General features: G+C 56.5%; 14 protein-coding genes. 8 read left to right on the plus strand and 6 right to left on the minus strand.

The window, feature by feature from the left end; translation table 11 throughout:
- Nucleotides 1-19 precede the first annotated feature (19 nt).
- The 4 genes from ACEQ15_RS05700 to ACEQ15_RS05715 all read left to right on the plus strand — a co-directional run bounded on the left by ACEQ15_RS05700 (nt 20) and on the right by ACEQ15_RS05715 (nt 4,529).
- Nucleotides 20-1,000: a TRAP transporter substrate-binding protein gene (locus ACEQ15_RS05700; RefSeq protein WP_370278130.1), complete on the plus strand. Its 981-nt coding sequence runs from the start codon at nt 20-22 to the stop codon at nt 998-1,000.
- Between the two features lie 187 nt (nt 1,001-1,187).
- Nucleotides 1,188-1,775: a TRAP transporter small permease gene (locus tag ACEQ15_RS05705; protein WP_370278131.1), complete on the plus strand. Its 588-nt coding sequence runs from the start codon at nt 1,188-1,190 to the stop codon at nt 1,773-1,775.
- A complete protein-coding gene (locus tag ACEQ15_RS05710; RefSeq protein ID WP_370278132.1) occupies nt 1,776-3,173 on the plus strand; it encodes a TRAP transporter large permease in 1,398 nt (465 codons plus the stop codon).
- 855 nt (nt 3,174-4,028) lie between these two features.
- Complete coding sequence (locus ACEQ15_RS05715) at nt 4,029-4,529, plus strand: hypothetical protein (protein ID WP_370278133.1); 501 nt, start codon at nt 4,029-4,031, stop codon at nt 4,527-4,529.
- 76 nt (nt 4,530-4,605) lie between these two features.
- Here the strand turns inward: ACEQ15_RS05715 and ilvA are convergent, their stop codons facing one another.
- Nucleotides 4,606-6,123, minus strand: a complete 1,518-nt coding sequence (gene ilvA, locus ACEQ15_RS05720) for a threonine ammonia-lyase, biosynthetic (RefSeq protein WP_370278134.1) — start codon at nt 6,121-6,123, stop codon at nt 4,606-4,608.
- A gap of 298 nt (nt 6,124-6,421) precedes the next feature.
- Here ilvA and rpiA point away from each other — a divergent pair, with 298 nt between their 5' ends.
- A complete protein-coding gene (rpiA, locus tag ACEQ15_RS05725) occupies nt 6,422-7,099 on the plus strand; it encodes a ribose-5-phosphate isomerase RpiA (protein ID WP_370278135.1) in 678 nt (225 codons plus the stop codon).
- Between the two features lie 56 nt (nt 7,100-7,155).
- Here rpiA and ACEQ15_RS05730 read toward each other — a convergent pair whose 3' ends face one another.
- Nucleotides 7,156-7,278, minus strand: coding sequence for a hypothetical protein (locus tag ACEQ15_RS05730; RefSeq protein ID WP_370278136.1), 123 nt, complete (start codon nt 7,276-7,278; stop codon nt 7,156-7,158).
- A 578-nt stretch (nt 7,279-7,856) separates the two neighbouring features.
- Between ACEQ15_RS05730 and ACEQ15_RS05735 the strand changes: the two genes are divergently transcribed.
- On the plus strand, nt 7,857-10,568 hold the full coding sequence (locus ACEQ15_RS05735; protein WP_370278137.1) for a DUF748 domain-containing protein: 2,712 nt from the start codon (nt 7,857-7,859) through the stop codon (nt 10,566-10,568).
- 43 nt (nt 10,569-10,611) lie between these two features.
- On the opposite strand, the gene ACEQ15_RS05740 is transcribed toward ACEQ15_RS05735, so the two are convergent.
- Both ACEQ15_RS05740 and ACEQ15_RS05745 read right to left on the minus strand, forming a co-directional pair.
- A complete protein-coding gene (locus ACEQ15_RS05740) occupies nt 10,612-13,092 on the minus strand; it encodes an ABC transporter permease (RefSeq protein ID WP_370278138.1) in 2,481 nt (826 codons plus the stop codon).
- The gene (locus ACEQ15_RS05745) at nt 13,085-13,795 is read right to left on the minus strand and encodes an ABC transporter ATP-binding protein (RefSeq protein ID WP_370278139.1); all 711 of its coding nucleotides are present in this window, start codon (nt 13,793-13,795) and stop codon (nt 13,085-13,087) included. Before ACEQ15_RS05745 ends, ACEQ15_RS05740 begins: the two co-directional genes overlap by 8 nt.
- On the opposite strand from ACEQ15_RS05745, the gene ACEQ15_RS05750 reads away from it, so the two are divergent.
- Complete coding sequence (locus ACEQ15_RS05750; RefSeq protein WP_370278140.1) at nt 13,770-14,402, plus strand: arylesterase; 633 nt, start codon at nt 13,770-13,772, stop codon at nt 14,400-14,402. The two genes, ACEQ15_RS05745 and ACEQ15_RS05750, sit on opposite strands and share 26 nt — an antisense overlap.
- Here ACEQ15_RS05750 and ACEQ15_RS05755 read toward each other — a convergent pair.
- A complete protein-coding gene (locus ACEQ15_RS05755; protein WP_370278141.1) occupies nt 14,329-16,110 on the minus strand; it encodes a CHASE domain-containing protein in 1,782 nt (593 codons plus the stop codon). The genes ACEQ15_RS05750 and ACEQ15_RS05755 overlap by 74 nt on opposite strands.
- A 170-nt stretch (nt 16,111-16,280) precedes the next feature.
- Nucleotides 16,281-16,865, minus strand: a complete 585-nt coding sequence (locus ACEQ15_RS05760; protein ID WP_370278142.1) for a superoxide dismutase — start codon at nt 16,863-16,865, stop codon at nt 16,281-16,283.
- 238 nt (nt 16,866-17,103) lie between these two features.
- Between ACEQ15_RS05760 and ACEQ15_RS05765 the strand changes: the two genes are divergently transcribed.
- The gene (locus ACEQ15_RS05765) at nt 17,104-17,382 is read left to right on the plus strand and encodes a hypothetical protein (protein WP_370278143.1); all 279 of its coding nucleotides are present in this window, start codon (nt 17,104-17,106) and stop codon (nt 17,380-17,382) included.
- Nucleotides 17,383-17,386 lie beyond the last annotated feature (4 nt).

The raw sequence follows: 17,386 nt of genomic DNA on the forward strand, positions 1-17,386 counted from the left end.
AAAAAACAGGAGATGCGTTATGCGTTTACTTACTGCTGCAGTAGCTTCATTGGCTCTGATGGTTGGTGCTCAGACAGCTTCGGCTGCACCGGTTGAGATCAAGTTCTCCCACGTAGTAGCTGAAAACACCCCGAAAGGTCAGATGGCTATCAAGTTCAAGGAACTGGTAGACGAGCGCCTGGCTGGCAAAGTAGAAGTAAAAGTTTTCCCTAACTCTCAGCTGTTCGGTGACAACAAGGTTCTGGAAGCGATGATCCTGGGCGATGTGCAGATGGCTGCACCATCTCTGTCCAAATTCCAGAAATACACCAAGAAGCTGCAGGTTTTCGATCTGCCGTTCCTGTTCAAGGACATGGAAGCTGTAGAGCGTTTCCAGAACGGTCCTGAAGGTCAGCAGCTGCTGGGCTCCCTGCAGAAGAAAGGCCTGGTCGGTCTGGGTTACCTGCACAACGGTCTGAAGCAGCTGTCCGCATCTGCACCGCTGAAAGTGCCTGCTGATGCTGCCGGTAAAAAATTCCGCATCATGACCTCTGACGTACTGCAGGCGCAGTTCGAAGCGGTTGACGCGGTACCTCTGAAAAAGCCTTTCTCTGAAGTATTCACCCTGCTGCAGACTAAAGCGATCGACGGTCAGGAAAACACCTGGTCCAACATCTACTCCAAGAAGTTCTTCGAAGTTCAGCCATACATCACCGAGTCTAACCACGGTGTTCTGGACTACCTGGTTGTAACCTCTGCTGAGTTCTGGATGGGTCTGGATGACGACCTGCGTGCTGATATCCAGGCTGCCCTGAACGAAGCGATCGCACACGGTAACAAGATTGCTGCTGAGAAAGCGGACGCTGACAAGCAGGCGATCATCGAGTCCAAGCGTTCTGAAATCGTTACTCTGACTGACGCTGAGCGCGAGCAGTGGGTTAAAGCGATGAAGCCAGTTTGGAAGAAATTCGAAGACCAGATCGGTGCTGACGTAATCAGCGCTGCAGAAGCTGCCAACTAAGTTTCTGTCCTGGTAACGGAGGCGGGCTAGCCTGCCCGTCTCCTCTGCAATTACCACATTTCATACCCTCATGCTCAGAGGAGAGCTTTACACACGTGCGTTGCATGTGAGCTGTCCTGTGGGTCTATGTTCCTTCGGCGATAACGATAACAGGCGTGGGTGAGTGCCGCGCGATAAGGGGGCCGTCATGGTGAAAAGAATAATTGATCATTTTGAGGAGAGTTTTCTCTCCCTGCTGATGGTGTCGATGACACTGTTGGTGTTTGCTGAGGTGGTTCTGCGCTTCGGTTTTAACACCGGTATCCACTGGGCGCAGGAAGTCACCCTGCTGATTGCCGCCTGGTTTGTGCTTTACGGCGCAAGCTACGGCGTGAAAGTGGGCGCTCACATCGGTGTGGATGTGTTTGTGAAACTGCTGCCAAGCCCGATTCACCGTTTCCTGACCCTGCTGGCGATTGTCCTGGCGCTGGTGTACTGCGGCATGTTCCTGTACGGCTCTTGGATCTACCTGGCGAAGATGAAGATGATCGGTATCGAGCTGGAAGACCTGCCGGTGCCTAAATGGATTCCGATGAGTGTTCTGGTGATCGGTTTTGCGCTGCTGGCGCTGCGCTTCCTGGAGCTGGGCTGGAAAGTGTTAAAAGGCGACGTGGAAGGCTTCCACTTTGTGGATGAAGCCAAAGAATCCATGGAGATCGCTGAAGAGCTGAAAGAGTACACCGAAGCGGATGTGGCTGTAGCTGAAGCGACCGACACTGTGAAGGAGGCCAAATAAATGACTATTGCTGCATTGTTCCTTATGTTGTTCGGCTTCATCTTTATGGGGATGCCGATTGCGATCGCCCTGGGTTTCTCCTCGGTGACCACAATTCTGTTGTTCTCGAACGACTCGCTGCCATCGATTGCGCTGAAGCTGTTTGAAGCAACATCCGAGCACTACACGCTGCTGGCGATCCCGTTCTTTATTCTGTCCTCTGCGTTCCTGTCCACCGGTGGTGTGGCGAAACGTCTGATCAACTTTGCAATCGACAGTGTGGGCCATATCCGTGGTGGTCTGGCGATGGCGTCCGTTCTGGCGTGTATGCTGTTCGCGGCGGTATCCGGTTCCTCTCCGGCAACTGTGGCGGCGATCGGTACCATCGTAATCGCCGGTATGGTGCGTGCGGGTTACCCACAGTCCTTCGCGGCAGGTGTAATCGCTAACGCCGGTACCCTGGGTATCCTGATCCCACCATCGATCGTAATGCTGGTATACGCAGCGGCGACTGAGGTATCTGCATCCCGAATGTTCATGGCCGGTTTCATCCCGGGCATCATGATGGGCGGTATTCTGATGATTGCGATTTACATCGTGGCGCGGGTTAAGAATCTGCCGGCGCAGCCGTTCCCGGGTATCCGCCAGCTGGGTAAATCCGGTGCTATTGCGATGGGTGGTCTGATGCTGATCGTCATCGTACTGGGTTCCATCTACGGTGGTGTAGCGTCTCCGACCGAAGCGGCGTCTGTAGCTGCGGTATACGCTTACCTGATCGCTGTATTCGGCTACCGTGACATCGGCCCGATGAAAGGTGTGCTGTGGCGTAAAGATGGCGAAGCTGTTGGTACGGCGACTGCCCGTAACGTGGCTCATATGCTGGTTGCGCTGCCTAAGTCCGTGACTCACCCGGAAGTACGCAAGGTAATCCTGGATGCCTCCAAGGTATCCCTGATGCTGCTGTTCATCATCGCCAACGCGATGCTGTTCGCACACGTACTGACTACCGAGCGTATCCCTCACACCATCGCGGAATCCATCATCGAATGGGGTCTGCCAGCGTGGGGCTTCCTGATCGTTGTGAATATCCTGCTGCTGATTGCGGGTAACTTCATGGAGCCATCGGCGATCCTGCTGATCATGGCGCCAATCCTGTTCCCGATCGCAACACAGCTGGGTATCGATCCGATCCACCTGGGTATCATCATGGTGGTGAACATGGAGATCGGCATGCTGACACCGCCGGTGGGTCTGAACCTGTTCGTAACGGCCGGTATCACCGGAAGGAACATGGTCTGGGTTATCAAGGCGTGTCTGCCTTGGCTCAGCCTGCTGCTGTTCTTCCTGATCCTGATCACATACATCCCGCAGATCTCTCTGTTCCTGCCGGAACTGATCGATTCCATGCGCGGGTACTGATTTCCGAACCCCAATCCGGAAACGTACGGAACCCTTCCCTCCTGGCGGGGTTCCGGTTTGCTCCTATCTGTACCGATTGGTTAGTGCAGTTGCCACCGAGGCTTCCTCGGTGGCTTTTTTATGTCTGTTTGACGCAAGCCTCATACCATCGAAATCCATAACTCTCATACTGACATTAGGAATGCCTGGTTGGTTCTGTGGGGGAATGCCTTTGCTTTTATTATCGCCCTCTCAGGGCGAGGTAAGGGAGGGGGTTGGCCCTCCCTTACCAATCCCTGCCAACCCTACTACTTGCCGGACTACGTCCGGTACCCTGTGCGTTTCGACTTCACGTGGGCCTGCGGAACTCGTCGCTTCGCTCCTCAAACAGTCCTCGGCCTTCATCACGTGAATTCTGCAATGCTCGGCTGCGTAGAAGGGAGTAGCGCCCGTGCCTAAGTTACACGTCTGACTTCGAATTTGGTTGTTTTCTACTTTTACGCGCTTTCAGGTTGCCACTGAATCCAATTCCCCTCTACGCCGCCGAGCATTGCAGAAATAAAACGGCTAAAAGCAAATTCTGTTTGAGGAGCGTAGCGACGAGTTTATTTGCTTCGTTTTATTGCGAAACGCACAGGGTACCCGCGAAGCGGGCAAGTAGCGGGGCTGACGGGGATTGATAAGGGGAGTTCAGAGACTCCCCTTATCTCGCCCTAATAAGGGCGAACAATAAACCCAAAATGCAATTTCATGTGAATGACCTGAACGGCCGCAAGTTAGACAGCAGGTAATCTAATCCACCTGTACCTCCGCTCTATCGAATCCCCGCCCACAGTTACGTATAATACGCCGCTGATCTTTTTCTGGAGTATTAGGGTGTTAGGTTCTGTTGCAGCATTGTGGGGCTTTACCGGTATCTGCCTGATTCTGGGCAGTGCGATCTATCGCCTGAGCGAAATTGCCTGGCAGATGTTTGAGCAACCGCTAAGCTGGTATCACTGGGCGGCACTGGCGTTCAGTGTGGCATTTATGGGATTTGCTGAGGGCTACCGCGGTTTCCAGAAGGCGTTTTCACCCCGTGTGGCGGCACGTACCTATTACCTGTCCCAGCATGTGACACCGATGCGTGCATTGCTGGCACCGCTGTTCTGCATGGGCTACTTCCATGTGCGTCGCAAGCGCCAGATTGTCACCATCTGCCTGACGCTGGGTATTATTGTGCTGGTGCAGTTTGTGCATATGCTGGAACAGCCGTGGCGTGGGATTGTGGATGCGGGGGTGGTTGTCGGCCTGACCTGGGGGCTGTTGTCGATTGCGTTGTTTACCCTCAAGGCGTTCTTTGGCAAAGGCTTTAACCATTCACCGGAAACACCTTAACGATCTGTCTTATTAAAGAAGCAATAAAAAAGCTCCCGCAGGAGCTTTTTTATTGGATAAAATCCGGGCCAGGCCGTTAGCCGAGGAACAGCTGGTAGGCGTGGTTGTCGGTTTCGTCCCAGTAGTTGTAGCCGATCTCTTTCAGGAAATCCTCCACGTCTCCGCGCTCGGCAGGTGGTACCTGCATACCCACCAGAACACGGCCGTATGCCGCACCGTGGTTACGGTAGTGGAACATGGAGATGTTCCAGCGACCACCCAGGGTGCTGAGGAACTTCATCAGGGCGCCTGGACGTTCCGGGAATTCAAAACGGTACACCACTTCGTTTTTCAGTGTGCCCGGTGCGTGACCGCCGACCATGTAACGGATGTGCAGCTTGGCAATCTCGTTGTCGGTCAGGTCCTCCACCTCATAGACATTTTCACGCAGGTCGTTAAGCAGCTCTTCTCGGCCATCACCACCCGGACGGGTCTGGATACCCGCAAACACAACTGCTTCGTTGTCATCGCTGTAGCGGTAGTTGAATTCAGTAATGTTGCGCTGACCCAGCGCGGCACAGAAACCTTTAAAGCTGCCCGGACGTTCCGGAATCTTCGCCGCAACAATCGCTTCGCGTTTCTCACCCAGCTCGGCACGTTCTGACACGTGGCGCAGACGGTCGAAGTTAACGTTGGCACCGGAGTCGATAGCGATCAGGGTTTCATCGCTGCAATTCTCGCGCGCCACGTATTTCTTCAGACCCGCAACACCCAATGCACCTGCCGGTTCGCAGATTGAACGGGTGTCGTCGAAGATGTCCTTGATCGCTGCACAGATCTCATCGGTGTTCACGGTGATCACCTCGTCCACGTACTGGCTGGCGATGTCGAAGGTGTATTCGCCGATCTGGGCAACCGCAACGCCTTCGGCGAAGATGCCCACCTGGGACAGAACCACACGCTCGTTGGCGTCCAGAGCCGCTTTCAGACAGGCGGAGTCTTCATACTCAACGCCGATCACTTTGACTTCCGGGCGCAGGTATTTGATGTACACCGCGATACCGGCAATCAGACCACCGCCGCCCACAGGTACAAACACTGCATCAATCGGACCACTCTCCTGGCGCAGAATCTCCATCGCAATGGTGCCCTGACCGGCGATCACATCGGGATCGTCGTAGGGATGAACATAAACGTAGCCGTGTTCTTCAACCAACTGCTGTGAGTAGGCCAGTGCTTCATCAAACGCGTCACCGTGCAGCACTACATTGCCGCCCCAGGCGCGGACGTTGTTAACTTTGATTTCCGGGGTGGTTTTTGGCATCACGATGGTGGCTTTTACACCCATCTTGTTGGCTGCCATTGCCAGGCCCTGAGCGTGGTTACCGGCGGAGGCTGCCACAACACCGCGCGCCCGCTCTTCAGCGGTCAGCTGGTTCATCTTGTTGTAGGCGCCGCGCAGCTTGAAAGAGAACACCGGCTGTTCGTCCTCGCGCTTCAGAAGCACGCGGTTGCCCAGACGGGCGGACAACGTCGGTGCGTTTTCCAGTGGCGTTTCAACAGCCACATCGTACACGCGGGCTTCCAGAATTTTCTTGATATATCGGTGTGCCATAGAGATTGCTTTCTTGCGGGGATTTGAGACCGGATAAACAGAACATGTTAAAGGCTATATTAGCCATGAACAAGCAATAAACCGGGCAAAACCAGCCAATTCAGGCCATTTCTATCTGATTTTGCTCCCGCAGTGGGAAGCTGTTGTAAATGGGGACTTTTGCGCGGCAATTTATGCCGGTCTGAACGGGGGCAGAATTAGCGCTAAAGCCGTCTACAAGCGGACCGGTTCTGTGCGTATAATTTGCGCAAATTTGCTTCTTAAATGACCTTCTTAAATGACCGGGGATGCGTAACGCATGACACAAGACGAAATGAAGAAAGCGGTTGGCCAGGCGGCAGTTGATTACATCAAGCCTCGCCTGGAGAAAGACAGCATTGTGGGTGTAGGTACCGGCTCTACTGCGAACTGCTTTATCGACGCACTGGCTGAGATCAAGCACTTGTTCGACGGTGCGGTGGCAAGCTCCGAAGCGACTGCCGAGCGTCTACAGGCACACGGCATTCCGGTATACGACCTGAATAACGTGTCAGAAATGGAAGTCTATGTGGATGGTGCGGATGAGTTCGACAACGGCCTGCACCTGGTGAAAGGGGGCGGTGGTGCCCTGACCCGCGAGAAGATCGTTGCGGCGGTAGCCAAAGAGTTTGTCTGCATCGTGGACAGCACCAAGCACGTAGACGTGTTGGGCGCTTTCCCGCTACCGGTGGAAGTGATTCCGATGGCACGCTCTCAGGTGGCCCGTGAACTGGTGAAGCTGGACGGCGCGCCGGAGTGGCGTGAAAATTTCGTCACCGACAACGGCAACGTGATTCTGGATGTGTACGATCTGGAAATTACTGACCCGAAAGGCCTGGAAGAGGACCTGAACAACATCGTCGGCGTGGTGACCAACGGTCTGTTTGCCCAGCGTGGCGCGGATGTGGTGCTGATGGGTACCGAAGAAGGTGTGAAGACTATCAAGCTGGACAGCTGATAGTCTGAAGTCACTGCCCGGACTGCAACGGTTCGGGCAGCTTATGCAACAGTCGCTTAGAACTGCAGGTTAGATACGGCGATGCTTGCCGGCATTGTGATCCATACCAGAGCTACCAGGTTAACCAGAATCCAGCCAAAACCAGAGCCGTCGCGGAAGTTTTCGTCGTGATGTGCCATTGAGTTCACCCTTTCAAATGTTGAAGTCGGAAGATCTGTATCGCAGTACAGGTTGGACGCCCCGCATAGAATGAGTCGTCCTTTGTTGGCGACGGGAAGACTATGCTGCCTTCTCTCTACGCCTGTGCTGTTATCACTGGTCATCTCAACTGTCGGTCGTGCACGACGGTGAGCTGCCAAAATAGTCGCTCCGGTTTGCCGGAGTCATTCGTCTTTTTAGTGCTTATAAATTGCACAGAACTGTCTTGCAGCGCGATTCTAGCAGGACCGATTTCCTTTGAGTAGCCCTGCTAAACCCATGATTTTTATAATGATATATAAGTAGTAATACTTATTATTGAGTGAGTGCTCCGGAAATACTGCCGGATCAGGCGCTATTGGTGTGGCGCCAGTTGCCTGACATTTTGCGCGGCATCATGGTTGTTGGATTGGGGTGAGCGACTCGATTCTTGAAGGGGGCAGGTGATGGGTATCGGCGGCAGTGCAGCAGACGTGTGATGATTTTTCCGCGCCACATCCCTGTATTTTTTGTGATAGAGGGTATGATAGGAAAAGTTGTCTGCAAAGGGATAGATCGGATGCGCTGGTTACTGAGTCTGCTGGTTATTTTTGCGTTGCTGTTGCACAACCTTCCCTACCTGGTACGTGACCAGGTGGTGATCTGGTTGCGATCCCAGGGGGTTGAACATGCGGCGCTGAAAGCGCTGAACGTACATTGGTTTAGCGGTGAAATCGAAATCGTTGAGCTGCGCGCCGAGCGTGAGGGACACAAACCGCTCAATCTGGATCGCCTCTACGTTCAGCTGGATTATGCCGCCCTGACCGAGAAGCATTTGCTGCTGAATAGCATCGATATTAAAGGCCTCAATTCCGGCATTGTTGAGCAAGAATCGTCGCTCTGGTTGGGACCGTTGGATCTGAACGCTTTGGCGTCCAGTGACGAACAGACCGATAAAAATGAAGACAGCTCCGGCTCTGCCTGGTTGCCCGGGGTGGACAATATCCGTCTGGACGACATCCGCTGGTATACCGCCGTTGCTGGCCAGAAACACCAGCTCAATATTAGTCAGGGTGAGCTGAGCGACTTCCACTTCTGGGACAAAGAACAACCCACCGCCCTGAACCTTGAGGGAAGCGTGAATGGCGCACCTCTGGTGCTGAAAACCGAAAGCACCCCGCTGCCGGAAGAGAAACGCAGCACCCTCAGCATCAATATCCAGCGATTCCCGCTGCACAGTATCACGGCGCTGATTGAACCCGGCCTAAAAGCCACCGTGGATCTGGATCTGAAGATCAGTGCCGCGCTGAAAGGCGAAAGCGGTCAGGTGCAGCAGAGTGGTTCCATTCGGATCCAGGATCTGCAGCTGAAGCAGGAGGCGCTGGAGCTCAAACAATCCGATCTCACCTGGAACGGCGATCTGGCTGTAGTGCTGAAAGATGGCCAGCCGGATAACGTGACTGCGAAGGGGCAGCTGAAAGGGGCAGGGCTGGGGTTGCAGCAAGCCGAACAAACCATTGGCCTTAACAGCTATGCTCTGGGACTGGATGCGATGATGCAGGGCGCGCAGCAGATCCTCAGCCAGAGCGGCCCGCTGACGCTGTCCGGACTGGATCTGCAGATGGGTGATCTGCAACTGCAGCATGCCCAGGTGAACTGGGATGGATCGCTGGGGCTGGCACTGAACCAGGGTAAACCCTCCGACCTGAAAGTTGACGGCGCGCTCAACGGTGACGGTCTGGTACTGCAGCAGCTGAAACAGCAGATCAAGCTTGCCGACTATGCAGTACAGGCGCAGGTAAACAGCGCTGATATGACCAACTTCGATATCCGCCTGCCGAGCACGGCTCTGAATCAGTTCAGCCTCTCCATGGGTGACAATCCGCTGGTCGCGGCGCAGAAACTGCAGGTCGAGCAGGCGCAGGTGGCTCTGCCGCTGAGTGTGAAAACAGGTGCGGTGGCACTGGACGACCTGTTGGTACTGGGTGAAGAGCAGCACCTGCTGAAACTGTCCCGTACCCGACTGGCGTCGCTGCAGTTTGAGCCGGAGCAGGCGGCTATCCTGGGTGGACTGCGTCTGGCGGGGTTGGATGCCAACGTAACCCTGTCCAAAGAGGGCAAGTTGCATGACGTGGAGTGGTTGCAGGCGCAGCTGGCACCAGCGGATGGTCAGGCCGCAAGTGACGCAGAAAGCGAGCCGGTAAAAGCGAGCGGAGATGCGCTACGGATTAGCCTGAACAGCCTGGATCTGGTGGGTAAGAACCAGATCCGCTTTACCGACCAGAGCACCGAACCACCGTATAAGAGCACCATCGACCTGAACACCCTGAGTGTGGGTAAGGTGGATACCCAGGGTACGGCAGCAACGCCGCTTGAGTTGCAAGCCACCATTAACCAGTTTGCCAAGCTGAACCTGCAGGGGGAAGCGGAACTGGCCGGCAGCGAACACAATGGCCACTGGAAACTGGACCTGACCGGCCTGGAACTACCTCCGCTGAGCCCCTATGCCGAGCGCTACACCGGCTACTACCTGAACAGTGGCCAGCTCAACCTGGATGCTCAGGGTACCCTGAAAAAAGGTCAGTTGGAGGGCGAAAACAAGATCCGTATCAACCGCCTGACGGTGGATCAGCGTGATAAAGATAAAGTGGCGGAGTTCAGTCAGAAGATCACCATGCCGCTGGAAACCGCGATCATGGTACTGGAGGACAACGACAACAATATCGATCTGGAGATTCCGGTAAGCGGTTCCCTGGATGACCCGTCCTTTGGTTACCAGAGTGTGATCAACGATCTGGCCGGACGTGGCCTGAAGACCGCCGCGCTGAGCTTCCTCACCAAGTCGTTGCAGCCGTACGCAACTCTGATCTCACTAGCCAACAGTGCCATTGAGGCCTCCGAGAAAGGTGCCTTTGTCACCCTGAACCCGGTGGAGTTTGCACCGGGCAGTGCTGCTCTGAACAGCAACTCCAAAGGGTATCTGGGTAAGCTGGCCGAGATGCTCAATCAGCGTAAGGCAATGCGCCTGAATATCTGTGGCCGGGCAGTACCGGCGGATGCACCGCAGTTGATGCCTGCGATCGAAGCGGCTAACAAAAAACGTAAGAAGCCGCTGCCACCGGAAGCGTTGCAGCAAGAACTGCAGGCTAAGCTGCAGGAGCTGGCCGGTCAGCGCGCTGCAGCTGTTAAAGAGCAGATGGCGGGCAGTGTAGACAGCGGTCGTCTGTTCCTCTGCTTTGCACAGGTGGATAAGGCCAACGACGCCAAACCGAGGGTGGAACTGGGGCTCTGATCAGAGCCCCCTTTCACTTGAGAGAATGTCTAAACTGCGTGGCTTAACTGAGCGTACGCAGCAGGCGGTAACTGTTGCTCTCATCCACCCGGCGCCGCGCCAGCAGGCCGGTCAGGGTGAACAGGGCGGTGGCAGTGAGCGGCAGAAGAATCCAGTTGCTTGGGTGCAGCACCGGCTCGATCAGTACCAGGCGCTGGTGGATAAACCACAGGGCAATCTCGCCCAGCGCGGCGGCCAGCCCGCCACACACCAGACCCAGCAGGGCAAACTCCAACAAATCCAATTGACGGCACTGCTGTGGCGTGGCGCCCAGCGTATGCAGCAGGGCGTTCTCGTAGCGGCGCTGATCCAGCTCCTGGCTGAGGGTGGTGAACACCAGAATCAGGCCCGCCAACAGGGTCAGCAGCATCACCATCCCGGAGGTATCGCTGAGCTTGCCGATCAGGCTGCGCGCCTGTGCCAGCAGCTGTTCGATATCGATCAGCGTAATGGTTGGGAACTGCTGCAGCAGGGCAGCGGAGACCTTACGTTGCTCGCCGTTGGCGTGGAAGCTGGTAATGTAGCTCATCGGCATATTGTCCAGCGCACCCGGCGTGAAGATCACGTAGAAGTTGGGCTGGAACGATTCCCACTGCACAGCCCTTACCGAGGTGATCACACCATCCACCGGAATACTGCCCACGGTAAAGCTCAGCGTGTCACCCAGCTTCAGGCCCAGGGTATTGGCAAACTCCTGCTCCACCGAGATATGGGCGGTATTGCCGTCCGCCTGGGATGACCAACTGCCTTCCACCAAGCGGTTATGGCCCGGCATCTCAGAGGTCCAGCTCAGGTTCAGTTCCCGGTTCAGGGCATTGTGTTGACGCTGTTCCGGAGTAAACGCGTTGGCGACCGGTTCACCGTTCAGCGCCACGATACGACCGCGGATCATCGGGTAGAGGTTGCTGTTGAGCTGGTATTTGCCCAACACCTGATCCACCCCGTCGCGCTCATGGGGCTGGATGTTGATCAGGAAGTGATTTGGCGCATCCTCCGGCAGCTGGTTCTGCCAGCGGTCCATCAGGTCGGAGCGAGCCCAGAGGCTGATCGCCATCAGGGCCAGCAACAGGCTGATCACCGGGATCTGCATACGGTGCCAGCGTTGCTGTTGTTGCAGGCGTAGGCGCAGCAGGCGTACCAGCGTGTGCTTACCGGCCAGGGCAAAGGCGCAGACGCGCAGCAGCCAAGCGCCAAACTTGCCCAATAGCCAGGCGGTGAACAGCAGCGAAGCGATTAGGATCAGGGTCAGCTGCAGATCATCCAGATAGAGCATCAGCAAGCCGGTCAGCAGCACGCCCGCGACCAGCTGCAGCACACGTCCGCCCAAGGTGGTCGGTGCAGCCGTACGGCGGAACAGGTGCATCACGGAGACCTGGCTCATCGCCACCATCGGCGGCAACCCCAGGGTGATCAGACTGACCAGACCCAAAGCCGCACCGAGGCCATAGAATACCGGCTGCGCCAGCGGCACCGGCTGTGGCAACAGGTCGCCAAGCATAAAGAGAGCAAACTGCTCCAGCAGCAGGGCGAGGCCGGTACCCACCAACGCGCAGGCGACCCAGGCCAGCAACAATTGCAGCAGGAACAGCACCTGCAACTGACGGGCAGTCATGCCGAGGCTGAGCAGCACGGCAGCTCGATCGCGTGAATTGAGGGTGTAACGACGCAGGCTGAGGGCGATGGTCAGGGCCGAGATCAGCAGGGTCAGCAGTGCGCCCAGGCGCAGGTAACGTGAGGCGTTGTTCAGCGCACTGCTGTTGATGTTGTTATTGCTGTTATCGAGGGTGATCAGCCGTTCATCGCTGGCCATGCTGGCGCGGATCTGGGCCTCCAGCTGTTTCAGGGCTGCCGGATCGCCGGCAAACAGCTGGCGGTATCGGGCGCGGGAACCAACCCCGAGCAATTGTGTGGCTTCCAGGTCCTGTTGATTGATGATCACCTGTGGACTGAAAGTGCTGAAACCGTTACCCCGGTCCGGCGTGCTGTTGAGCTGTGCCGCCACGGTAAAGGTGGCGTAGCCCAGCTCGATCTGATCGCCGATCTTCAGGTTCAGCCGCTCCAGTGCAGCGGGCTCAGCCCACAGGGTGCCCGGTTCGGGTATGCGCTCCAGAGGTGGTTGGGTGACGATCTTGCCGCGTAGCGGATAAGGCGCTTCCACCACCCGCAGGGAGATCAACAGCAGATTTTCCCCCGCTTCGATCATCGTAGGGAACTGTGTGACGCCGGAGGTTTCCAATCCCAGTGAGCGCGCACTCTCAGCGATCGCCGGGTCGATCGGGCGGCCACCGCGCAGGGTCATGTCGGCGCCCAGCAGTTCGGCGGTCTGGCGTCCCAGGCTCTGCTCCAGGCGATCACCCAGCACGGCCAACAGGGTGGCGATGCTGATCGCCACGGTCAGGGCCAGCAGCAGGGCGCGCCAGATCGGCAAGCGGTTGGCGGCGAGGGTTTGCTGCCACGCCAGCTTGAGCAGGCTGTGGTTAGTCATGGGCCACTCCTGCTGTGCTCCACTCGGTCAGCTCGCCGTTGTGCAGGTGCAGGCGACGGTCACAACGGGAAGCCAGGTGATTGTCGTGGGTGATCAGCACCAGGGTGGTGTTCTGGTCGCGGTTGAGCTGGAACAGCTGTTCAATGATCGCCTCGCCGGTGTGCTCGTCCAGGTTGCCGGTGGGTTCGTCGGCAAACAATAGGTCGGGTTCGGTGGCGAAGGCACGGGCGATGGCGACACGCTGTTGCTCACCGCCGGACAGTTCCGCCGGGTGGTGATCGAGCCGTTCACCCAGGCCAACCTGCTGTAACCAGCTGCGCGCCTTGTCAGTTGCGTCGGTGGTGCCACGGATCTCCAGCGGCAGAATGACGTTTTCCAGCGCATTCAGCTCCGGCAGCAGGTGGAAGGTCTGGAACACAAAGCTGATATGGCGAGAACGCAGCTCGGCCCGTGCCTTCTCATCCAGCTGGTGGGTGGGCTGGCCGGCAATGTTGATGCTGCCCGCACTGGCGAGGTCCAGCCCGGCGAGCAGGCTCAGCAGGGTGGACTTACCTGCACCGGATGGACCGGTGATGGCCACGGTCTCGCCTCTTTGGATCTGCAGACTGATGTTGCTGAACAGCTCCAGCATCCCGGCTTGCGTGTCGAATCGTTTTGCGACATCTTGAGCAGATAATATGATCTCTGAAACAGGCCCATTCATGTTACGTATTCTCGTCCTTACATGGCTCTTCATTTTTGCCCCGCTCAGCCAGGCGACCACGCTGCTGGTACTGGGGGACAGCCTTTCCGCTGCCTACGGTATCGCCCCCGAAAACGGTTGGGTGGCGTTGCTGGATAAGCGCCTGCAGCAGCAGGGGTACGCTGTGTCCGTGGTTAACGCCAGCATCAGCGGTGAAACCACCCAAGGTGGCTTGAGCCGCCTGCCGCGGTTGCTGGAACAGCACCAACCGGACATCGTATTGCTGGAGTTGGGGGCCAACGACGGTTTACGTGGTACGTTTCCGCCGGTGATTCGGAGCAATCTGGATCGTCTGACCCAGCTCTCGAAACAGCAAGGTGCCCGGGTGCTGGTGCTGGGTATGCAGCTGCCGCCGAATTACGGTCCCGCCTACACCCGCCGCTTTGCGGAGGTGTTCAGTGGGGTTGCTGAAACCCATGATACCGCCCTGGTACCGTTCTTTATGGAGAAGGTGGCGCTGGAGCCGTCACTGATGCAGAGCGACGGCCTGCACCCTAATGCAGCTGGACAGCCTTTTCTGCTGGATACGGTGTGGCCGGCGTTAGTACCGTTGCTGCCTCAGCCGTAACCGGCAGCGGGATGGTCACATCCACCCAGGTGCCTGAGCCGGGGGCGCTCTGAATCTGGAACTGGCCGCCGAGTGCGTTCACGCGTTCGCGCATGCCGATCAGGCCAAAGCCACCTTTACTTTCTCCATGCTGGCTAAAACCATGACCGTTATCGCGGATGGAAAGTTCCAGATAATCCTCATCTTCCTGCTGCCGGCGGTGCAATTCCAGCGTGATATGGCTGGCCGAGGCGTGGCGCACGATGTTGGTGAGGGACTCCTGTACCAAGCGGTAGAGGGTGATGTTGTAGGTTTCGGTCATCTCGTTGAGCGGGCCGCTGAAGCGCGTCTCAAGATGCAGGCCTTGCTCATGCAAACGTAGGTTGGAGATACATTCGTGCAGGGCATCCACCAGGCCAAGGTCATCCAGCGAGGTGGGGCGCAGGTAGCGCATCAGGTCGTAGGTGACCGCGTAGATATGGCGCGCGATGGCATCGATGGAATCGGCGCTCTGGTGCACGGCACTGGTCTCATTGGGGTGCAAGCGCTTGAGCATGCTGGCATCGGTACGGATGGCGGTGAGGGACTGGCCCAACTCGTCGTGCAGTTCCCGCGCCAGGTGGCGGCGCTCGGTTTCCTGCACCTCCATCACCTTATGGGCCAGACGCTGATTTTCCCACAGCTGTGCGTTCAATTCGCGGGTGCGCTGGGATACGCGTTCTTCCAGCTGGTTACGTTCACTTTCCAGCTGCTGCAGTACTTCTTCGCGCTGGCGCTGACTGGCGGATTTCTGCTCGTGGTAGGCCTGGGCCAGTTTCAGTAATGCCAGTGAGAACAGCATCGCCCCCAGCATCAGCATCCAGTTGATGTCACTCCAGACCATACTGCGGGAGAGCTGCACCTGCAGGGGCTGACCAAAACGGTTGAGCCTCTGGGTCACCGACAGGGTTGGCAGCCAGCTGTTTTCGGCAAGCTGACCGCTCTGGACCAGCAGGTTACCGTGGGCATCCAGCAGCGCCACCTTGGTGTAGCTGTCCTTGGCGGGCGCGGTCGGCAGCAGACCCTCGTAGGTAATAACCAGCGAGGCGACCTGGAGGTTATCCAGTGAGTCGTTGCTACTGTGAGGTACAACCGCCTGATAGAGGGTATACGCGGCGCGGCCATCATCCAGGGTGAACGGTGCTGTCGCGACTGGGCGGCGGTAGTACACGCTATCCAAAAACGACGATGCGAACTGGGCGTCGGTGCTCATATCCAGACCCAGAAAACGGCGCGTTTCCGAATTGAAGGGTTCGAGAAAGGTAAACGGGAAATAGACCCGCTCACCGTTGCTGCCAATCAGTTCAGGACGGTCGTTGTTCAGGCGGATACTGAAATAGGTGTAGCCGCGGCCGTGCATGCTCTGCTCAAATCGGCTTTGTTGGCTGACGGAGACCCGCTCCTGCAACTGCAGCCGGGCGATGTGAGGATTACGCGCACGCATACTGGTGGCAAAACGGCGCAGGGCCTGATGATCGTCCGGTTGGGCATCCACCAGGGTGGTAAAACTCTGCAGCAGCAGTTCGTTCAGGCGGGTACGGTCGTAGATGTTGTCATAGAGGTAGCTGGCCTCTTCGCTGACCTGTTGCTGAATACGGTTATAGTCGAGATTGATCAGAACCAGCTGGAGGCAGCCAGCCAGGATGAGCCACAGAGCGGGCAACGTCCATTTGTTCAGTGTGGTTTTCACTGTCAGACATCCTGTCTTTGGGTTAGTGGGCGATCGATCTTGATGAGTTGGTCAAATATTACTCTATTCGCTGGAATTTGACGAGCCCGCCCTCCGCGGGTTCCATCCGGGGAAAGCACAAGGCACCCCGTGGGGTGCCCTGATCAAGATGTCGGTTGATTCCGTGTGAATCAGCCTGCCAGGTTTTCGTTAACGAAGTCCCAGTTTACCAGGTTCCAGAACGCTGCCAGGTAGTCCGGGCGTACGTTGCGGTAGTCGATGTAGTAGGCGTGTTCCCACAGATCGACGGTCAGCAGTGCGGTCTGGCCCGCGGTCATTGGAGTACCGGCGTTGCTGGTGTTTACGATCTCCAGGGAGCCGTCAGGGTTTTTCACCAACCAGGTCCAGCTGGAGCCGAAGTTGTTAACCGCTTTATCGTTCCACTCTTCCTTGAACGCTTCGAATGATCCCCATTTCGCGTTGATCGCATCCGCAATTGCGCCGCTTGGTGCACCGCCACCGTTCGGTGACAGGGAGTGCCAGTAGAAAGTGTGGTTCCAGATCTGAGCTGCGTTGTTGAACACGCCGCCTGCAGGGGCAGACATGATGATCTCTTCCAGCGTTTTACCTTCAAATTCGGAGCCTGGGACCAGACCGTTCAGTTTCACCACATAAGTGTTGTGGTGTTTACCGTGGTGGTAATCCAGGGTTTCAGCAGAGATGTGCGGTTCCAGCGCATCACGCGCGTAAGGCAGTGCTGGCAATTCAAAGCTCATGAGTATTTACCTCCATAGTAGTTACAACCATACTGCGATCTTTCCTGTGACCTCAGCGCAGTACAGCTGCGTAAGTGCTTTGAGAATAGCACCGCCTTTCGGGGTTTTCATGGGACAAAACGTAAGGTTTTTTTGAATGGAAATACGCTGGTTGCGACTAAAGTCAGCTGTAAGACCTGTGGTGAAGGCCTAGAATGGGGCTTCATAACAATAATCAGAACAAAGTGTTTACAAAAAAATGGGTAAGATTTTTCTCTGGATCGGAGCGGTATCACTGGCAATTTACCTGGTCAAAACTCAGCTGTGGTCGTCCAAGACGTACGGACCTTTTGTTGAGGCGTGTATGACCGGTGAAAATGTGACACAGGAGCGTTGTGAGTGCCTGGGTAAATATGTACACAAGCACTTCAGCGATAATGAAGTCCGCGCCATTATGGCACAACGTCTGGAAGGTGCGTTTGGTGAGAAAGTAAAAGAGGTGGTGGCGGCAGGTTCCCAGGCCTGTTTGAATCCTTAACCTT

This window comes from Pontibacterium sp., from assembly GCF_964228735.1.
Taxonomy (GTDB): domain Bacteria; phylum Pseudomonadota; class Gammaproteobacteria; order Pseudomonadales; family Balneatricaceae; genus Pontibacterium.